The following is a 15,130-nucleotide window of genomic DNA, read 5'->3' on the forward strand; positions in this document are numbered from 1 at the left end:
GGCGGCAATCGCGACATCGGTTTTGCCGGCGATGGCCACGGCTCAGGCTTACCCTTCTCGCGGCAGTCGCCTCGTCGTGGGATTTCCCGCGGGAGGCCCGGTCGATATCGCCGGCCGGCTGATTGCTCCCTGGCTGTCGGAGCGGCTGGGCCAGTCGTTCAGCGTGGACAATGTTCCAGGTGAAAGCGGAAACGTTGCGACCAGGTCCGTGGTTCGGGCGGCCCCCGACGGGTACACGCTCCTCGTCTGCGGTCCCGTCAACACGATCAACGCGACGCTGTTCGATCATCTCGATTTCGATTTTGGCCGCGACGTCGTCGCCATCGGCGGTCTATATCGCGTTCCGCTCGTCATCGAGGTGAATCCTGCCGTGCCGGTCCGGACAGTCGGGGAGCTCATCAGTTACGCGAAGCAAAATCCCGGAAAACTCAGGGTGGGATTTGCAGGTCTCGGCACGCCGCAGCACGTTGGAATTGAGCTGTTCAGATCGATGGCCGCTGTCGACCTGACGCTGGTGCCCTATCTGGGGTCGACGCCTGCACTGGAAGATCTCCTGGCCGGGCGGATCGATGCGATGTTCGATCCCATGCCGTCCTCGATCGGCCATATCAAGGCCGGCAGACTGGTTCCGCTGGCCGTTACTTCGCCAGCCCGGTCGGATAATTTGCCGGACGTTCCGATCGCGGCGGATACCGTCCCGGGCTATCAGGCCGGATCGTGGTTCGGGATCGGTGCACCAAGAGGCACGCCCGAGGCCATCGTCGATCGACTGAACGGAACGATCAACGAGGCACTCGGCGACGCCGCCGTCAGGGCGAAGATCATGGAGCTTGGCGCCAGCCCGATTCAAGGCTCGCCGGCGCAATTTGCGAAGTTCATTGCCGAAGAGACCGAGAAGTACGCCGTCCTGATCCGGTCGGGCGTCATTCGCTCGAAATAGTCGCGCCAGCTTCACCCCAGCCGCTGGTCGCGCACGTCCTGGGTATCCTCGGTCGCCGCCTTGACGGCCGCCTTCTCTGCGCCCTTGCCGGCGCCCTTGCGGCTTGCGATCTCTGTCGCCTTGCGGCCGGAGATCTCGTGGCCGGCATCAGCGGGCATCTGCCAGAAGAACCAGCTCGACGCCGCCGAGGTCAGCGCGACCACGACGAAGGCCGGGGCGAACACGGTGGCGTTGAGCTCGCTGACATGGCTGAGCCACATCGTCGTCTCCACCGACGCTGCGCCGACGGCGACGCCGGCGGAGACCGCGAGCTGCTGGTTGACGCTGACGAGCGTGGTGGCGCGGCTCATCTGCGCGGTCTCGACCTCGGCATAGGCCACCGTGTTGATCGCGGTGAACTCGAGCGAGCGGAAGAAGCCGCCGACGACCAGGATGATCATGATGATGAGCAGCGGCGTCGTCACCGTGAACAGCGCGCAGGCGGCGAGGAAAACCGCGCTGACGATCGCGTTCACCGTCATCAGATTGCGGAAGCCGAAGGTGCGGATGATCCGCGCCGCCAGCGTCTTCATGCCCATAGCGCCGAGCGAGGAGGCAAACGTGACGAGGCCGGAATGGAATGGCGACAGGCCGAAGCCAATCTGCATCAGGAGCGGAAGCAGGAACGGCAGCGCGCCGATGCCGAGCCGGAACAGGAAGCCGCCGAGCACGGCCGCGCGCAGCGTCGGCAGGGTCAGCAGCGAGAAGTCCAGCACCGGCGATCCCGTGCGCCGGGCATGGATGACATAGAGCGTCATCGAGATCGCGCCGCCCGCGATCAGCGCGGCGACCGTGCTCCAGGGCAGCAAATTGAGGCCGGCCACCGACAGGCCGAAGGCGATGCCGGCAAGTCCGATCCCGGCGAGCACCATGCCGTAGAGATCGAACGGCTCGCGCTCCTCGCTCTTGATGGGATCGATGAAGCGCAAGGCCATGAAGATGCCGAGCAGCCCGATCGGTATGTTGATCAGGAAGATCCAGTGCCAGGACGCGTAGGTCGTGATGAAGCCGCCGAGCGGCGGGCCGATCACGGGGCCTATCAGGGCAGGGACCGTCACCCAGGCCATCGCATTGACCAGCGCGCTCTTGTCGACCGAGCGCAGCAGCACGAGACGCCCGACCGGCGTCATCATCGCCCCGCCCATGCCCTGGAGGATGCGCGCGAACACGAAATCGGTGACCGAGGTCGAGAGCGCGCAGCCGACCGAGCCGACCATGAACACGCCGACGGCGATCGCGAACACCATGCGCGCGCCGAAGCGGTCGGCGGTCCAGCCGCTCGCCGGGATGAACACCGCGAGCGACAGCAGATAGGAGGTGATGGCGAGCTTGAGCGTCAGCGGGCTGGTGCCGATGTCGGCCGCGATCGCCGGCAGCGAGGTCGCGATCACCGTCGAATCCATGTTCTCCATAAAGAGAGCGGTGGCCACGATCAGCGGAATGACGCGTTGCTTGTCGACCATGACGGATTGGTAATGAAAATCGGAAGGAAGGGTGGAATTGCGGCTTAACACCGCCGCCGGGCCGCGACCATTGCGGATCGACGCATAGCACCTAAATCCTCGGTCATAACGGTGTGACCCTCTCTCGTCATTCCGGGGCGCGCCAACTGGCGCGAGCCCTGATGCCATCGGGCCCCGGAGACTGCTGCGGGATGGATTCCGGGCTCGCGACGTCGTCGCGCCCCGGAATGACGAGGAGGGGCCGCCCCCTGGCTATCCACGCTGAACCGGCTATCCACGCTGAATTTACCCAAAAAGCCTGTGCATGGCTGGCCGGCGGTGCGATTTGCTTTGATTCGTCACGCGGCCGTGCTATCGACCCGCGTCAACCCCACCGATGGGCTCCGATTCTCCGGCGATGCCGCAAGGTACGCCGAGGGCGGCGCTCATCCATAGCTATTTGCGGCAGGGCCGCAGGAAGGAGTTGGCAGATGGCCACGGTGCAAGTTCAAGGCATCCGCGAAGCCCTTACGTTCGACGACGTGCTGTTGAAGCCAGGCCTCTCGGACGTCATGCCGGGCGAGGTCGACATCCGCTCCCGCGTCACCCGCGCCATCCCCCTCAACATCCCGATCATGGCCTCCGCCATGGACACCGTCACCGAGGCCCGCATGGCGATCGCCATGGCGCAGGCCGGCGGTCTCGGCGTCATCCACCGCAATTTCGATCCCGAAGGGCAGGCCGCCCAGGTCCGCCAGGTGAAGCGCTACGAGTCGGGCATGGTGGTGAACCCGCTCACCATCAGCCCCGAGGCCACGCTCGACGATGCGCTCAAGCTGATGAGCGATCACGGCATCTCCGGCATTCCCGTCGTCACCGGTGCAGGCAAGTCCACGCCGGGCAAGCTGGTCGGCATCCTCACCAACCGCGACGTGCGGTTCGCCACCGACCGCCGGCAAAAAGTCTCCGAGCTGATGACGCATGAAGGTCTCGTCACCGTGCGCGAGAACGTCAGCCAGGACGAGGCGCGGCGGATGCTGCACCAGCATCGCATCGAGAAATTGCTCGTGGTCGACGAGCAATATCGCTGCGTCGGCCTCGTCACCGTGAAGGACATGGAAAAGGCGGTCGCCCATCCGCTCGCCTGCAAGGACGCGCAGGGGCGCCTCCGCGTCGCCGCCGCCACCACCGTCGGCGACACCGGCTTCGAGCGCACCGAGCGGCTGATCGACGCCGGCGTCGACCTCGTCGTGGTCGACACCGCGCACGGCCATTCGCGCCACGTGCTGCACGCGGTGAACCGCATCAAGCGTCTCTCCAACTCGGTGCAGGTCGTCGCCGGCAACGTCGCGACCTCCGAAGGCGCGCAGGCGCTGATCGATGCGGGCGCGGATTGCATCAAGGTCGGCATCGGCCCGGGCTCGATCTGCACCACCCGCATCGTCGCCGGCGTCGGCGTTCCCCAGCTCACCGCGATCATGGACGCGGTAGACGCCGCGAAGAAGTCCGACATCCCCGTCATCGCCGACGGCGGCATAAAGTTCTCCGGCGACCTTGCCAAAGCGCTCGCCGCCGGCGCCGACATTGCGATGGTCGGCTCGCTGCTCGCCGGCACCGACGAGACGCCCGGCGAAGTCTTCCTGTGGCAGGGCCGTTCCTACAAGGCCTATCGCGGCATGGGGTCGGTCGGCGCAATGGCGCGGGGATCTGCCGATCGCTACTTCCAGCAGGACATCAAGGACACGCTCAAGCTCGTGCCTGAAGGCATCGAGGGCCAGGTGCCCTACAAGGGTCCGGTCGGCAACGTCATGCATCAGCTCGCCGGCGGCTTGCGCGCTGCGATGGGCTATGTCGGCGCAAAGGACATGAAGGAGCTGCACGACAAGGCGAACTTCGTCCGCATCACCGGCGCGGGCCTGCGCGAAAGCCACGTCCACGACGTCACCATCACGCGCGAGGCGCCGAACTATCCGGGCGGGGGTTAGTCTCGCGCGGCCTCAGGCCGCGCGGACGGCCTCGAGAAATTTCCCGACCTCGAGCTTGAGGCGGCTCGAATCCGAGGCCAGCAACTGCGCGGCGGTCAGCACCTGGGACGAGGCCGAGCCGGTCGCGCTGGCGCCCTGCTGGACGTCGTTGATGTTGGCGGAGACCTGCTGGGTGCCGTGCGCCGCCTGCTGCACGTTTCGCGCGATTTCCTGCGTGGCTGCGCCCTGTTCCTCGACGGCCGCGGCAATCGTCGAGGAGATTTCCGAGAGTCTCTCGATCGTCTCGCTGATCGCCTTGATGGCGCCGACGGATTCCTGCGTTGCCGCCTGGACGCTTCCGATCTGCTGATGGATTTCCTCGGTCGCCTTCGCGGTCTGCTGCGCCAGCGCCTTCACCTCCGAGGCGACCACCGCGAAGCCGCGACCGGCGTCGCCGGCGCGTGCGGCCTCGATGGTCGCGTTCAGCGCCAGCAGGTTGGTCTGGCCCGCGATCGAGTTGATCAGCTCGATGACGTCGCCGATCCGGCTTGCCGCTTGTGACAATTCGCCGACGCGGTCGTTGGTGCGGCGGGCCTGCTCGACGGCATCGCCGGCGACGCGCGCCGATTCCTGAACCTGTCGGCTGATCTCGTTGACCGACGATGTGAGTTCTTCGGTCGCGGAGGCGACCGACTGCACGTTGGCGGATGCCTCCTCGGACGCGGCCGCAACGGCTGTCGTCAGCGTCCGCGAGCGATCCGCCGTGGTGTTCAAGGTGCCGGCCGAACCTTCAAGCTCGGTCGCTGCCGACGACACCGTGCTGACGATCTCGCCGATCGCGGTCTCGAAATCGCGCGTGATGACGTTGACGCGGCGGCCGCGCTCGATCTGCGCTTCGGCGTTACGGGCAGCATCCTCGTCGGCGAGCTTCTTCGCCACCAGCGCGTCCTTGAAGATCTGCAGCGCGTTGGCCATGGTGCCGATCTCGTCCTTGCGATGGCCGTCGGGGATTGCAACATCGAGCTCGCCGTCGGCAAGCCGCAGCGTCGCTCCGGTCAGCCGCACCAGCGGACCGATCACCTGGCGCATCACGGCGATGACGACGGCAACCGAGGCGACCAGCACGACCAGCAGGGCCGCGAGCGCCCAGATCAGTCGCGTCTGCGCCTGTGAGATCGCAGTGTCGTTGGCGTCGTGGGCGAAGGTCAAGGCTGCGTCGCGCAGACTGAGCACGCTGTTCAGGATGGGGCCGAGCCAGCCGGGCCACTCGGCCTCGCTGATCGAGCAAGGACGACCTTCGCGAGCGGCCGCGACCAATTCCCGAAACCGCGGCTCCCCTTCGGTCATCAGTTTCGCGCGCACCTGGTCGATGACGTTCGCGAGCGCCGGCGCATCGCCGGCATTGTGGACTCCCTGCTCGATCTGGGTCCAGATCAGCGCGACCTGCCCCGTCAATTCAGTCACCTCGACGCGCTGGGCTGCCGACAAAGGCTGGTTGCGGGCGAAAAGGCCGAGTACGGCGGCGCGCGCGCCGTTGATGGTGCGCATGCTTTGCGCGCTCTGCGCCAGCGCCGCCGATGGCAGGAGGTTCTCGATGTCGCTGCCGGTGCGCGACAGGCTGATCAAGGCTTCGCTCGTCGCCGCTGTGAGGGCGTCGACCGAGCGCGCAAGGCCGTCCACGATCGCCGCCTGGCTGTCGGCGGGGCGTTGCGATTTGGGCAGGACCGCGGCCTGGCGTCCGGCGCTACGGGTTTTTTGCAACGTCTGCTCGGCTGCTTCGATCGACCGCGTCGGCAGCTCTGCCGCGCGAATGGCCGCTTTGGCCGCGTTGATGGCGGCGTCCGTGTTGGCGATGGTCTTGTCGAGCGCCGACAATTTCTCGGACGTGGCCGGGTCGGCGGGAGTCGCGGCCGCGTACCAGGCGGTGCGTTCGACCGGAATGAGGCTGTTGGCCTTCATCACCAGCTCGAAGGCGGTCAGCGAGCGCGCGGCCGCCTCCCGCTTGCGCAGATCGCCCCATCCGCCCCAGGCGACTGCACCGGCGAAGGCTACAGCGAGAAGGCTCGTGATCAGATTGCCGGCCAGGACGCGCCAGCGCAGGCTTATACCGCCCATCGCGCCAATCTTGAAGGAAGGTTCGGACGGCAGGGAAAGCTCTGGCACGAAAGGGCTCTTCGATCATGGGAGGGCCGCACAATTCTAGTTTGCAATCGCGACCAAAGCCTTAATCGACCAAGAGTTTGCTTCATTCCCACACACCTCCTAAATGACTGCAACAAGTAGTCAGGAGGAAACCACCATGTCCCAAGCAAAACGCATCGTTCTCGCCGCGCGTCCCGTCGGCGAGCCCAAGCCGTCTGATTTCCGCATCGAGGAATTCGCGCTCCCGACGCCCGGCGCGGGCGAAGTCCTGCTACGCACGATCTGGCTGTCGCTCGATCCCTATATGCGCGGCCGCATGAGTGACGGTCCATCCTATGCCGCGCCGGTGCCGATCGGCGGCGTGATGGAGGGCGAGGCGGTCAGCGAGGTCGCGGCGTCCAACAATCCTGATTTCGCGGTAGGCGACATTGTGCGAGCCCGTACCGGCTGGCAGTCGCATGCGATCTCCAACGGCAAGGGCCTGATCAAGGTCGATCCCAAGCTCGGCCCGATCTCGACCTCGATCGGTGTGCTCGGCATGCCCGGCATGACCGCCTATACGGGCCTGCTCGACATCGGCAAGCCGCAGGAAGGCGAGACCGTCGTCGTCGCCGGCGCGTCAGGTGCGGTCGGCTCGGCCGTCGGCCAGATCGCCAAGATCAAGGGCGCGCGCGCGGTCGGCATCGCCGGCGGCAAGGACAAGTGCGACTACGTGGTGAAGGAGCTCGGCTTTGACGCGTGTCTTGATCATCGCGAAACCGATTTTCCGGCCAAGCTGAAGTTTGCCTGCCCGAAGGGCATCGACGTCTATTTCGAGAATGTCGGCGGCGCCGTGTTCGAAGCGGTCTTCCCGCTGCTCAATCCGTTCGCGCGGGTGCCGGTCTGCGGCCTGATCGCCCACTACAACGACACCGAGGCCAAGCCGCCGAAATGGGCGGCCAGCATGATGCGCGCGACGCTGACCAAGCGGCTCACCTTCCGCGGCTTCATCGTCTCCGACTTCGCCAACCGCCATGGCGACTTCCTGCGCGACATGTCCGGCTGGGTCCGCGACGGCAAGGTCAAGTACAAGGAGTTCGTCACCGAGGGCCTGGAGAGCGCCCCCGGCGCCTTCATGGGGCTCCTGAAGGGGGCCAATTTCGGCAAGCAGCTGGTGCGGGTCGGGCAAGATAAGGCTTAGCTGCAAGGCCTAGTTGCACCAGAGCTACACTCCGGGTGGGGATAGTTAAAAAAGAGTCACCAAATGGTCACACCTGCCCGCAAAAGCCGCAGGTGTGACCGCCGGTTCATTGACCGGCGAGCGAAGGCGTTGAATCATCGCGCATATTTTGGGTGTTGCGATGTTAGAGATCAGTGTTTTCAGCGTAATCCTTCTCGCCGCCGGCTATTGGACGACCATGTTCGTCATGGGCCGCCGCGACGACGTCATCCATGGCAAGTTCGTTCATGCCGAGGAGGAGGGCGATGTCACCCGCCCCGCGATGCCGGCACCGCCGCCATTCCCGAAGCGTCCGCTGAAAGCTGCGCAGCCCGCCGGTGTTCAGTCCGCGAAGGTCCAGCCCGAGATGGCCGAGGCGAAGCCGGTGAACAGCGCGGCGCTGGAATCCTTGCTGGCTGCGATCCAGCAGGACCTCAAGAGCGTGGCGTAAGCCGCAATCCTCAGACGCTGCCGCGTTCGACCAGGAACAGCTCGACGGCGAGCCGCTGTTCGGCAAGCTGCGTGCCGGACAGGCGCGCCAGCAGCAGTTCGGCCGCGATCCGCCCCACGGCCGCCGCATCGAACGAGATGGTGGTGAGGCCGGGCGTGATCTGATCGGCGACGTCGTTGTCGCCGAAGCCGAGCACGGCGAGATCGCGCGGCACCGACAGGCCGCGGGCGCGCGCCTCGATCAGCGCGCCGGTTGCGAGCAGATCGTTGGCGCAGAACACGGCATCGACGCGGCCGCCGCGGTCGAGCAGGGCGGTGAAGGCGGCGCGGCCGTCGATGAGGCCCGTGATCTCACCGACGCCGATCTCGTGGACGATCTCGAGGCCGAGCTGTGCGGCTGCGGCGCGAAAGCCGTCGCGGCGCAGCGCGCCACGGCCGCTGCTGCGGCCGATGAAGGCAACGCGGCGATGTCCGCCCTCGGCCAGCCTGCGCGCCGCCATCGCACCGGCATCCGCATTGGGCAGGCCGACCAGCATGTCGATGGGATCGCGCGGAAACGCCCAGGTCTCGATCACGGGAATGCCGAGCTCCAGCAGCGCGGCGCGATTCTCCTCGAGTTCGATCACGCCGGTGAACATCACCGCGGCGGGGCGGAGGCCGCGCAGCGACTGGATCATCGCGACCTCCTTGGCATAGGAGTAGGAGGTCTGGCCGACCAGCACCTCGAAGCCTTCCGGCTCGAGCGTCGCGGCGAAGCTGCGCACGGCGAGCCCGAACTGCTGGCTGAGGATGTTGGAGACGAAGGCGACGACCACGTTCGAGCGGCCCGAGCGCAGCGCGCGCGCATGCGGGTTGGAGGCGTATCCGGTCGCCTCGATGACCTCGAGGATGCGCTCGCGGGTCTCGCGGTTGACCTTCTGGGGATGGCGCAGCACCCGCGACACCGTGATCGGCGCGACGCCCGCGCGCTCCGCCACCTCCGCGATGCGCGGCGGCCGCCCGGTCGCACTGGCGCGGCCGGGCGGCGCCGGAATGCGCACCACGTCGTCATAGCCTGGCTTTGCCGGATCGGTCATCGAATCCCGAGGGTAATCGAAGTCGGTATCGTCTCCAAAGCTCAGCGCGTCACGACCTCGTCGCGCGACAGCGCGCGGCCGACCTGGACCAGGCAGTCGCCGCTCTGGCTGTCGGTGTGCAGGCGTTGCGAGATCACGATGCCGTCGGCGGGGAAGCGCAGCACTTCCTCCGGCAGTTCGGGGCGCTCGAAATCATGATACCAGCCGGCGACGTCGCCGGCCGCAACGCGCGCGCCGACCATGACCGCGGGCTCGAACCAGCCGCGCCGCGTCGCGAACACCGCCTGCGCATGGCTTTGCAGCGCCAGCAACTCGGTGGCACGCTCGACCGGCGCGTGCGGCCCCAGCACCGGGGCCTGGACGATGCCGAGCGCGAGCAGCAGCCGGTCGACCGCGCGCGCGGTGAGCGCCATCGTCTGCGGCGTGACGGTGCCGCCGCCGCCGAACTCCCCTGACAGCCCGACAGCACCGGCGCGTGCGGCCGCCGCCATCGAGGTTGGCGCGGTGGCGCCGTTCTCGGCGACGAAGGCGAAGGGCATTCCCATCCCTTCCATCAGCCGCAGTGCCTGGCCGAACATCTCGGGCGGCCCCTGCCGCTCGATCAGCGCGCAAGGCACATGCGCCATCGACGTGCCGCCGGAATGGATGTCGAAGACGACGTCATGGCGCGGAAACAGCTCGTGCTCGAGGAAGTGCGCGAGGCGGAAGGTCGGCGTGCCCGCGGCATCGCCCGGGAAGGCGCGGTTGAGATTGCCCTCGTCGAGCGGCGAGCGGCGGCGCGCCGCCATCACGGCGGGAAGATTGGCGAAGGGCAGGATGGTGATCTCGCCCTTGATGGCGTTTGCATCCAGCCGGCGATAGAGCCGCGTCAGCGTGATCTCGCCCTCGTACTCGTCGCCGTGATTGCCGGCCATCAAGAGGAGCTTGGGCCCGGCGCCGTTCTTGATCCGGAAGATCGGGATCTTGAGCTGGAAGTAGGGCGATCGATCGATCGAGAAGGGAATGCCGAGATGGCCGGACCATTTCTGGTCCTTCTCGAAATCGATCTCGTGGAAAAGTCCGGTATGCATGGCTTGCCTCGGGGCCGCGTCGTCGCCGACGCCGGCCGAAGGTGGAAGGAAGTGCGGTGCCTTTAGAGCGTTTTCGAGCGAAGTGGATACCGGTTCGCGTAAAGAAAACGCGTCAAAACAAAATCTAGAGCAAGGCCACCGCGGTCATCTCGACGCGCAGGTCGGGATCGGCGAGACGGGCTTCGACGCAGGCGCGCGCCGGCGGATTGGCCGGATCGATCCAGGAATCGTAGACCGAGTTCATGGTGTCGAAGTCGGTGATGTGCGGCAGGAACACGTTGACCGCGATCAGCTTGGAGCGGTCGGAGCCGGCCTCCTTGAGCAGCGCGTCGATCTTGGCGAGCACCTGCTGGGTCTGCGACACGATGCCGGCCTTGCGGTCGTCGGCGACCTGGCCAGCGATGTGCACCATGCCGCCGGCGGCGACGGCCTGGCTCATGCGCGATCCGACGACGTAACGTTTGATCATCTCGAAGTCTCCTTGTGAAAGCAGCTCCCGCGCGACGCGGGAGCCGCTTGTGAACTTACAGCGTCGGCAGCGTCTGCTCTTCCTTGAACCATTTCAGCTGAAGTGCGCCGAGCTTGCCGTTGAGCTTGTTGAAGAAGATGTCGGTGTTGATCCAGTTGAGCAGGTTCTGCTCGCCCTGGCGCACGCCGACATGGGCCGGCGACTGGCGGATCAGGAATTTCAACTCGACCTCCTTGGTCGGATTCTGATCCTGCACCTTCAGCGCGATGGCACTGTTCTCGGCGAAGGTGTCGGCTTGGCCCGCGAGAAACGCGGCGAGTGCGGCGGGGGTATCCTCGAAACGCACCAGCTTCACCTTGGGTGCGTTGTCGGTGAGCCAGACGTCGAGCGTCGAGCCCTTCGCCACGGCAACGCTGCGGCCGTCGAGATTGTCCGGCTTCTTGCCGGTGGCGGCGGGCAGCGCCTTGGCGCCGTAGACGCCGAGATTCACCACCGCATAGGGCTGCGAGAACATCACCTGCTGGGCGCGTTCGGGCGTGGCGCCGAGGCCTGCGATCAGCATGTCGATCTTGTCCGACAGCAGGCTCGGGATGCGCGCTGGTCCCGTCACCGGGACGAGCTCGAGCTTCACGCCCATGTCGGCGGCGATCAGGCGCGCGAGATCGGCGTCGAGACCCGCGATCTCGCCCTTGTCGTCCTTGAAGCCCCAGGGCGCGGCGTCGGTCAGGATGCCGACGCGAAGCTTGCCGGAGCCGACCACGTCCTGGAGCTTGTCGGCGTGCGCGAGGTTCGGCGCGGCGATCACCGCGAGTGCCGTGGCTGCGATTGCAAAGAGCGATTTCAGTTGTCTCATGACTCTCTCCTGGTGGCGGATGGCTGGATGATCATTTCGCCGAGGCGATGAAGCTGGCGAGCTCGGGGGTTTCGGGATTGGCGAACAGTTTTGCAGGCGGCCCCTGTTCCCAGACGCGGCCCTGGTGCATGAAGACGATGCGGTTGGCGACGTTGCGGGCAAAGCCCATCTCGTGCGTGACCAGGATCATGGTCATGCCCTGCTTCGCCATCGCCTCCATCACCTTCAGCACTTCGCCGACGAGCTCGGGGTCGAGCGCGGAGGTCACCTCGTCGAACAGCATGAGGTGAGGCGCCATGGCGAGGCAGCGCGCGATCGCGACGCGCTGCTGCTGGCCGCCGGAGAGCTGCTCGGGCCAGGCGTCGATCTTGTCGGCAAGGCCGACGCGGGTGAGCACGTCCTCGGCGAGTGCGCGGGCTTTCGCCTTCTCGATGCGGCCGGTGAGGAGAGGAGCGAGGGTGATATTGCGCTCGACCTTCAGATGCGGAAACAGGTTGAAGGCCTGGAACACGATGCCGACGCGCTGACGGAATTTCTTCAGGTCGGGCATCCTGGCGTGAACCTTCTGCCCCTCGACCCGGATCTCGCCGGAATCGACGCTCTCCAGCGCGTTGATGCAGCGGAGCAGCGTCGACTTGCCCGAGCCCGAGCGGCCGATGATCGTGACGATCTCGCCTTCCTCGACGTCGAGCGAGACGCCCTTGAGCACCTCGACCTTGCCGAATGTCTTGTGCACGTCGCGGATTTCAACGAGAGCCATCGAGGCGGGCCTCCAAGGAGCGGGACCAGAGCGTGAGCGGCAGGCACAGCGCGAAATAGATCGCGGCGACGAGCGCGTAGGTGAGCAGCGGCTGGAACGTCGCTGCGCTCACCACTTGGCCGGCGCGGGCGAGTTCGACGAAACCGAGGATCGAGGCGAGCGAGGTGCCCTTGATGAGCTGCACCAGGAAGCCGACGGTCGGCGGCAGCGACAGCCGCAGCGCCTGCGGCGCGATGATGTGGCGGAATTGCTGCCAGGCGGAGAGACCGAGGCAGGCGCCGGCCTCCCATTGCGCCTGCTTCACCGCTTCCAGCCCGCCGCGCCAGATCTCGCCGAGAAAGGCGGCGGTGTAGAGCGTGTAGGCGATGGTCACGGCAACGAGCGCCGGCACCTGGATTCCCAAAAACACCGGCATGCCGAAATAGAAGAAGAACAACAGCCCGAGCAGCGGCACGCTCTGGATCACCTGGATGCATGCCGCCATCGTCCAGCGCAGCCCGGCGAAGCGGCTGATGCGGCCCATGGCAAGCCCGAGCGCCAGCGGCGCGCCGAAGGCGAGCGCGAGCACGACGAGTGCGACGGTCCAGCGCAGCGCCGCGAACAGCGAGACGAAATCGATGAGGGAGAAGGATCGCATCGCTGTCCCCTCAGCGCCGTCGCGGCCAGCGGAAGGCCGCCAAACCGATGATGGCGAACAGCGCCTTGAACGACATCGCCATCGCGAAATAGACCGCGCAGATCACCGCATAGACCTCGAAGCTGCGATAGGTGCGGCTCTCGATGAAACCCGCGACGTGGAACAGTTCGTCGGCGGCGACCTGCGAGGCGAGCGAGGTGCCGAGCAGCAAGAGGACGAACTGGCTGGTCACGGCCGGATAGGCGTTGCGCAGCGCCGGCGGCAGCAGGATGTGACGGAACACCTGCCAGCCGGATAGCCCGAGGCACTGGCCGGCCTCGATCTGGTTCTTCGGCACGGAGTCGAGACCGGCGCGGATGATCTCGACCGAATAGGCGCCGAAATACAGCGACAGCGCGACGGCGGCGGCCTCGAAGGCCGGCAGCTTCAGGCCGAAGGTCGGCAGCACGAAGAAGACGATGAAGATCTGGATCAGCGACGGCGTGTTGCGGAACAGCTCGATGTAGCCGCGCACCAGCCAGCGCAGCGGCGTGATGCGGCCGTTCAGCGCGACCGCGCCGGCAACGCCGATCAGGAGCCCGGCCAGCGCCGCGATCACCGTCAGCTCGAGCGTGACGATGGCCCCGTCGATGAGCTGGTTCTGGTAGCGCCAGAGCGGCAGGAAATTCATCGCGTGCGCTCTCAGCCGAACTGGGTGGGGAGGGCGCGCGCGACGACGCCGTCGGCGTCGAGGCCGAGGATCACGCGCCAGCGGTCGAGGCAGGTGCAGGGATGCGAGATGCCGAAGGCGATGATGTCGCCGACGGCAAGGGCGCTTTCGGAAGCAACGGACAGGAACGCATGCTGGTCGTTGAGGCGCGTTACCGCCAGCGCAGCGGCGAGCCCTTGCTGCTCGACACCGTCGCGGAATACGCGCAACGGGACCGGCAGTCCCTGATCGAAGGAGGCGTCGCGCATGCCGAAGCCGGCGATCGCAAGCCCGGCCTCGGGCCGCGACAGCACCTCGGCCCAGAGCGTTAGCGCAGGGCGGAAACCCTCCGCCGCGGAGTGGCGCGTGCCGTCGATGAGGAGACCGCCGCGCCGGTCCACTTCCGCGAAGGCGCGGGCATAGATGCCGTGATCGGCAAAGAACAGCGCGCCGGAGCGCAGGATCACGCCGGCGTTGCCGTCAGCCTGCGCGACTGGCGCGAGCGCGCGCGCGACGATGTCGAAATAGGCCGAGCCGCCGGCGCTCATGATCAACGGCTGCTGCGGGGCGGCGGCGCGCACCAGCGCAAACGTCTCGATGGTGCGCTCCAACAGTGCCGCGATCGCGCGCATCGTCTCGTCGGGATCGGACGTTGCGGCGGCGCCCTCATAGGTCGCAACGCCGCCGAGCACGAGCCGGTCGGCGGCAAGCACGGCTGCGATCGTCGCCTCGATTGCGGCGCGATCGCGCGCGCCGGCACGGCCTGCGCCGAGCTCGACCAGCACGGACAATTCGCGGCGTCCGGCGATCCGCGCGGCCTCGGCGAGCGCCGCGACCGCGGCCGGTGAATCCGCGAAGGCGTGAAATTCGACGTCGGGATAGGCGCCGAGCAGCGCGCCGAGCCGCCGGCCGGCCGCGAGCCCGCCGATCTCGTTGGCCAGCAGCAGGCGCCGCTCGCCGCTCGCGAGCAGCACCGCGGCCTGCTGGATGTTGGCGACCGTGGTGCCCCAGGCGCCGGCTGCGCGCAGCGAGCGGGCGAGCTCCGGCGACATCGGGGTCTTGGCGTGGGGCGCGACGCTGACGCCGGCACTCGCGCACCATTTGAGGAAGAGGTCGCGGTTGGCCGCGAAGGCGGCCTCGTCGAGGGTGAGGGCGGCAGGGCAAGATCGCCGCGCGAAGGTGACCAGCGCTGGCTGCCGATGTCTTCAGTGGCCAGGCCATCGACCAGGGGAATGCCCCGAATCGTCGTCGAAAGGCGTTGGCTATCCCACCGGGACAAGAACTGCATCGTCGCTCCCTCGGCGGCCCTCGACCGCCAGGGGAACGATATGTCGGAATGACAACGTTGTCATTAGGGTTTTTTAGCCATTTTCAGACCAAGATCGATGCAAATAGGTATAAA

At 66.8% G+C, this 15,130-nt stretch carries 13 protein-coding genes and 1 pseudogene; 4 read left to right on the top strand and 10 right to left on the bottom strand.

Features of this window, described 5'->3' with window-relative positions; all coding sequences use genetic code 11:
- The first annotated feature begins 76 nt into the window (after positions 1–76).
- Entirely contained in the window at positions 77–940 is an 864-nt protein-coding gene (locus E4K65_RS05175; protein ID WP_235885494.1) for a Bug family tripartite tricarboxylate transporter substrate binding protein, read from the top strand.
- Positions 941–951: 11 nt separating this feature from the next.
- Here the strand turns inward: E4K65_RS05175 and E4K65_RS05180 are convergent, their stop codons facing one another.
- Complete coding sequence (locus tag E4K65_RS05180) at positions 952–2,442, bottom strand: MFS transporter (protein WP_027543096.1); 1,491 nt, start codon at positions 2,440–2,442, stop codon at positions 952–954.
- Between the two features lie 470 nt (positions 2,443–2,912).
- On the opposite strand from E4K65_RS05180, the gene guaB reads away from it, so the two are divergent.
- On the top strand, positions 2,913–4,406 hold the full coding sequence (gene guaB / locus E4K65_RS05185) for an IMP dehydrogenase (protein ID WP_135173247.1): 1,494 nt from the start codon (positions 2,913–2,915) through the stop codon (positions 4,404–4,406).
- Between the two features lie 12 nt (positions 4,407–4,418).
- Here the strand turns inward: guaB and E4K65_RS05190 are convergent, their stop codons facing one another.
- Complete coding sequence (locus E4K65_RS05190) at positions 4,419–6,500, bottom strand: methyl-accepting chemotaxis protein (RefSeq protein WP_135173766.1); 2,082 nt, start codon at positions 6,498–6,500, stop codon at positions 4,419–4,421.
- 184 nt (positions 6,501–6,684) lie between these two features.
- Here E4K65_RS05190 and E4K65_RS05195 point away from each other — a divergent pair, with 184 nt between their 5' ends.
- Positions 6,685–7,707 (top strand): NADP-dependent oxidoreductase, encoded by a 1,023-nt coding sequence (locus E4K65_RS05195; RefSeq protein ID WP_027543093.1) that lies wholly within the window; start codon positions 6,685–6,687, stop codon positions 7,705–7,707.
- 160 nt (positions 7,708–7,867) lie between these two features.
- A complete protein-coding gene (locus E4K65_RS05200; RefSeq protein ID WP_135173249.1) occupies positions 7,868–8,176 on the top strand; it encodes a hypothetical protein in 309 nt (102 codons plus the stop codon).
- Between the two features lie 10 nt (positions 8,177–8,186).
- Here the strand turns inward: E4K65_RS05200 and E4K65_RS05205 are convergent, their stop codons facing one another.
- From E4K65_RS05205 to E4K65_RS05240, 8 genes and pseudogenes are all read right to left on the bottom strand, one after another.
- Positions 8,187–9,251 carry a LacI family DNA-binding transcriptional regulator gene (locus E4K65_RS05205; protein ID WP_135173250.1) on the bottom strand — a complete coding sequence of 355 codons (1,065 nt, stop codon included), beginning with the start codon at positions 9,249–9,251 and terminating at the stop codon, positions 8,187–8,189.
- Positions 9,252–9,292: 41 nt separating this feature from the next.
- Positions 9,293–10,321, bottom strand: coding sequence for a succinylglutamate desuccinylase/aspartoacylase family protein (locus tag E4K65_RS05210; RefSeq protein WP_135173251.1), 1,029 nt, complete (start codon positions 10,319–10,321; stop codon positions 9,293–9,295).
- A gap of 124 nt (positions 10,322–10,445) precedes the next feature.
- On the bottom strand, positions 10,446–10,790 hold the full coding sequence (locus tag E4K65_RS05215; protein ID WP_092183004.1) for a RidA family protein: 345 nt from the start codon (positions 10,788–10,790) through the stop codon (positions 10,446–10,448).
- Between the two features lie 55 nt (positions 10,791–10,845).
- Positions 10,846–11,643, bottom strand: a complete 798-nt coding sequence (locus E4K65_RS05220; protein WP_135173252.1) for a transporter substrate-binding domain-containing protein — start codon at positions 11,641–11,643, stop codon at positions 10,846–10,848.
- Between the two features lie 31 nt (positions 11,644–11,674).
- The gene (locus E4K65_RS05225) at positions 11,675–12,403 is read right to left on the bottom strand and encodes an amino acid ABC transporter ATP-binding protein (protein WP_135173253.1); all 729 of its coding nucleotides are present in this window, start codon (positions 12,401–12,403) and stop codon (positions 11,675–11,677) included.
- Complete coding sequence (locus E4K65_RS05230; RefSeq protein ID WP_135173254.1) at positions 12,390–13,040, bottom strand: amino acid ABC transporter permease; 651 nt, start codon at positions 13,038–13,040, stop codon at positions 12,390–12,392. The genes E4K65_RS05225 and E4K65_RS05230 overlap by 14 nt, the downstream gene beginning before the upstream one ends.
- Before the next feature lie 10 nt (positions 13,041–13,050).
- Positions 13,051–13,710, bottom strand: a complete 660-nt coding sequence (locus tag E4K65_RS05235; RefSeq protein WP_135173255.1) for an amino acid ABC transporter permease — start codon at positions 13,708–13,710, stop codon at positions 13,051–13,053.
- Between the two features lie 11 nt (positions 13,711–13,721).
- A pseudogene (locus E4K65_RS05240) lies at positions 13,722–15,016 on the bottom strand (alanine racemase).
- Positions 15,017–15,130 lie beyond the last annotated feature (114 nt).

Source organism: Bradyrhizobium niftali (assembly GCF_004571025.1).
Lineage (GTDB): Bacteria > Pseudomonadota > Alphaproteobacteria > Rhizobiales > Xanthobacteraceae > Bradyrhizobium > Bradyrhizobium niftali.

What these genes read in the sequence shown, in the direction of transcription:
- guaB (WP_135173247.1), top strand. Translation starts at nt 2,913, where the DNA reads ATGGCCACGGTGCAAGTTCAAGGCATCCGCGAAGCCCTTACGTTCGAC.
- E4K65_RS05235 (WP_135173255.1), bottom strand. Translation starts at nt 13,710, where the DNA reads ATGAATTTCCTGCCGCTCTGGCGCTACCAGAACCAGCTCATCGACGGG.
- E4K65_RS05180 (WP_027543096.1), bottom strand. Translation starts at nt 2,442, where the DNA reads ATGGTCGACAAGCAACGCGTCATTCCGCTGATCGTGGCCACCGCTCTC.
- E4K65_RS05190 (WP_135173766.1), bottom strand. Translation starts at nt 6,500, where the DNA reads ATGGGCGGTATAAGCCTGCGCTGGCGCGTCCTGGCCGGCAATCTGATC.
- E4K65_RS05230 (WP_135173254.1), bottom strand. Translation starts at nt 13,040, where the DNA reads ATGCGATCCTTCTCCCTCATCGATTTCGTCTCGCTGTTCGCGGCGCTG.
- E4K65_RS05220 (WP_135173252.1), bottom strand. Translation starts at nt 11,643, where the DNA reads ATGAGACAACTGAAATCGCTCTTTGCAATCGCAGCCACGGCACTCGCG.
- E4K65_RS05200 (WP_135173249.1), top strand. Translation starts at nt 7,868, where the DNA reads ATGTTAGAGATCAGTGTTTTCAGCGTAATCCTTCTCGCCGCCGGCTAT.
- E4K65_RS05195 (WP_027543093.1), top strand. Translation starts at nt 6,685, where the DNA reads ATGTCCCAAGCAAAACGCATCGTTCTCGCCGCGCGTCCCGTCGGCGAG.
- E4K65_RS05210 (WP_135173251.1), bottom strand. Translation starts at nt 10,321, where the DNA reads ATGCATACCGGACTTTTCCACGAGATCGATTTCGAGAAGGACCAGAAA.
- E4K65_RS05215 (WP_092183004.1), bottom strand. Translation starts at nt 10,790, where the DNA reads ATGATCAAACGTTACGTCGTCGGATCGCGCATGAGCCAGGCCGTCGCC.
- E4K65_RS05225 (WP_135173253.1), bottom strand. Translation starts at nt 12,403, where the DNA reads ATGGCTCTCGTTGAAATCCGCGACGTGCACAAGACATTCGGCAAGGTC.
- E4K65_RS05205 (WP_135173250.1), bottom strand. Translation starts at nt 9,251, where the DNA reads ATGACCGATCCGGCAAAGCCAGGCTATGACGACGTGGTGCGCATTCCG.